The 2,922-nt window shown below is 62.2% G+C and carries 2 protein-coding genes; one reads left to right on the top strand and one right to left on the bottom strand.

The annotated features are described in order from the left end of the window. Positions 1-118: 118 nt before the first annotated feature. A complete protein-coding gene (locus MJD61_02605) occupies positions 119-955 on the bottom strand; it encodes a MaoC family dehydratase N-terminal domain-containing protein (GenBank protein ID MCG8554170.1) in 837 nt (278 codons plus the stop codon). 481 nt (positions 956-1,436) lie between these two features. Between MJD61_02605 and dnaN the strand changes: the two genes are divergently transcribed. Beyond that, positions 1,437-2,570: a DNA polymerase III subunit beta gene (gene dnaN, locus MJD61_02600; GenBank protein ID MCG8554169.1), complete on the top strand. Its 1,134-nt coding sequence runs from the start codon at positions 1,437-1,439 to the stop codon at positions 2,568-2,570. Positions 2,571-2,922 lie beyond the last annotated feature (352 nt).

The following is a 2,922-nucleotide window of genomic DNA, read 5'->3' as shown; positions in this document are numbered from 1 at the left end:
GGACCGACGAAGACTGCGGTTCATTTCGATGCGGTGCAGCGCATATTCGAGGAGGTCCCAACGCCGCCAGCGGGCGCCAGGGCTGGGGCCAAACGATCAGGATTCCTGTGGCGAGGCACTAGCTGAGCTCTGCGTAAGCGTTGCCAAATACGTACTCTTTTGGCCGCTCCAGCGTGTAGGCCCGCAGCAACCACTTTCCCTCATCGTGCCACCCTTGCGTAACCAGCGTCTCTCCCGGCCACACAGGTCTGCGGAACTGGCCCGACAGCGTCTTGAAGCGAGCGGGATCGCCGCCCGCCGCTTTCCGCAGCAGCGCACGACCCACGAAGCCGTAAGTGCACAAGCCATGGAGGATCGGCCGTCCAAAGCCGGCCTGCTCCGCCGTATCGGGATCGATGTGCAGCGGGTTCAAGTCGCCGCTGAGCCGATACAGCACAGCCTGCTCAGGCGTTGTGCGATCCTCGCAGACAAAGTCGGGCTCGCGCGCGGGCGGGCGAAAACGCGCAGGCCTGGGTGGGGGCGGGCCGCCGAAGCCCCCATCGAGGCGATAGATCATCGAGCAGCTCGTCTCGCAAATCACTACCCCGTCCTGGTCCAGCGTCCGCGTCGAGATCACCACCTGAGCCATGCGCTTCAGGTCGTAGATACCGTCGACGACACCTGTCGTACGCAGGGTGGCGCTGGGCGCGAACGGCCGGTGTAGTCTCACCGTCTGCGCGGAGTGGACCACGCCAAGGTAATTTCCTCCGATGGCCTGCAGCAGCGCGGCCTGTGCAGCGTATGCGGGCACCACAGCGTAGGTCGGGAGCACCATGGGACCGCGAGCTTCGTACAGGTAGCCGAGCTCCTCGCTGCTGGCGCCCACACCAAGCGCATACAACACGACGTCCTTCCAGTCGTAGCGTCGCGCGAACTCAAGGGTCCTCTTGCCCACAGCGTCCAGGTTCAAGCCCATGACCGCATCTCCCGCTGCCGGGGCACGGAGGCTAACGTCGAGGCTAGCCCCTGGCAACCGCATTACCGACCCGCAACCGCATTACCGACCCGCAACCGCATTACCGACCCGCAACCGCATTACCGACCCGCAACCGCATTACCGACCGGCTGCCGTTGGCGACGGCCCTCGAAATCGTGGAGCCGGTTAGCCTCTCGCCATCACGACGCTTGCGCGGCCCTGTGCTGCCATCTATACCAGGCCGAACCTGTGGCTATGTGGGTGAAAACGCTGGGGATCACACTGTGCACAACCTAAGGAAATCGTGCTTCCACATGCCTTCCACTCGTTCATGCCCATCCACGTGCGGCCGCCCTTGCTCCAGATCTCGGGACGTTAGGGTCCTTGGTCCACAATTCACAGCGCTTATTACGAAGAGTGGATCTTTAAAAGATAGATCAAGATCTAACCACAGCTCACTCAACCCAGCTGCCCGAAGACCATGAAGCTCAGCATTCGCAAGAAGGATCTGCTTCGAAACCTGACTCGAACCCATTCGGTCGCCGATCGTAAGAGCTCGATGCCGATTCTGTCCAACATCTTGGTATCTGCTCGGGAACCCACCATCCTGACGCTGGCTGCCACCGACCTGTACCTTGCCGTCACGACCAGCACGGCGGCCGAAATCCAGCGGGACGGCACGTGTGCCGTCTCCGCGCGAACGCTCTTCGACATCGTCAAGAACCTGCCTGAGAGCGAGGTGCATCTTTCCGTGGACGAGAACAACGCCATGGAAATACGCGCTGCGAAGGTACGTTACCGGATTCCCGGCATGCCTGGAGGGGATTTCCCGTCGCTCCCGACCCCCGGTGATGCGAGCTTCGTGGATATCGACACGGACACGTTGGACCGGCTCATTACGCTAACTCACTACTCGATGTCCAGTGATGATACCCGTCCCCATCTCGCCGGGACGTTGTTCGAGGGGGAAGGCAAATCCGTGCGGATGGTAACGACCGACGGTCACCGCTTGTCCAAGGCAGAGACCACGCTCGAGCGCGAAGACCCGTTGCAGTTCAGCATGCTCGTTCCCGCGAAGGGAGTCACCGAGCTCCGGCGCTTGATCGACGATGCTCCAGTGGATCGCAAGGGCGGCGAAGCCGCCGCGTCGGACGTTGGTATCGCTCTGGCGGGCGGCAGCGTTTTTTTCCGCCGTGATGGGGTAGAGCTCAGCATCAAGCTTGCGGACGAGCAGTTCCCACCCTATTCGAAGGTCATTCCCCAGGCGAGTCCGAGCAGGCTCACGGTGGCGCGTGTGGTACTGACCGAAGCGCTCAGACGAGTGAGTCTGATGGCCAGCGACAAGAGCGGTGCGGTGCGTTTCAACATCGAGCCCGGCCAGGTCCAGGTTACCAGCGAAAACCCCGAGGTCGGTGAAGGCAGCGAGGAGATCGAGGTCGGCTATGCCGGAGAGGCTGTCAACATCGGCTTCAACGCTCGCTATCTTCTCGACGTCTTGGGCGCGCTCAGCGACGACGAGGTGGTGCTGGAGTTTGGGGGTCAACTGGATCCGGGGGTAGTGCGGCCAGCCAACGAAGGCGGCTTCGTGGGCGTTGTCATGCCCATGCGGATATAGGCGATACCTGATGAACCCTGGGACCTAGTGCCTCGCCACAGGAATCCTGATCGTTTGGCCCCAGCCCTGGCGCCCGCTGGCGGCGTTGGGACCTCCTCGAATATGCGCTGCACCGCATCGAAATTAACCGCAGTCTTCGTCGGTCCGCCTTGCCAGCGAGCTCCACTGCAGGCCCCAACCAACCAGGATTCCTGTGGCGAGGCACTACGCTTGCGTGACTCCGTCATGCGTCGCTTGGTGTCCCGCGGGCCCTGAGGCTTGGACGGGCAGTGCTGCGGGTGGTTTCACTGGCGACTTCCGGCTTTCGTAACCTTACCGATACGCGTATCGATCCCGGTCCTGGTTTCAATCT

Source organism: Pseudomonadota bacterium (genome assembly GCA_022361155.1).
Lineage (GTDB): Bacteria > Myxococcota_A > Polyangia > Polyangiales > JAKSBK01 > JAKSBK01.
This window is presented reverse-complemented; position numbering and strand designations above follow the sequence as displayed.